Origin of the sequence: Nocardia amamiensis, assembly GCF_015477605.1 — a bacterium.
In the GTDB taxonomy this organism is placed as follows: Bacteria; Actinomycetota; Actinomycetes; order Mycobacteriales; family Mycobacteriaceae; genus Nocardia; species Nocardia amamiensis_A.
Map to the genome: position 1 here is coordinate 1 of NZ_JADLQX010000358.1, position 255 is coordinate 255.

Below are 255 nucleotides of genomic sequence, written 5' to 3' on the forward strand. Positions count from 1 at the left end.
GGAACTCGTCCAGCACCACATAGGCCGTGGGCACCATGTACCCGGGCAGCCGCGCGCCGAGCTCGGCCTTGACCGACTCGACGTCCACCACCCGATCCGGGTCCGCCACCAGATAGGCCACCAGCTGGTCGCCGGTCCGCTCATCGGTGCGCACCACGACCACCGCCTGCGCCACCGATTCCAGCGCCGTGAGCGCCGACTCGATCTCGCCCAGCTCGATGCGCAGGCCGCGCACCTTGACCTGGAAGTCGGTGC

Annotated in this window: 1 protein-coding gene; it reads right to left on the bottom strand. The window is 70.2% G+C overall.

Features of this window, described 5'->3' with window-relative positions; translation table 11 throughout:
* The coding region (locus IU459_RS38145; protein ID WP_195134381.1) for an AMP-binding enzyme at positions 1-255 on the bottom strand (255 nt) is incomplete at both ends.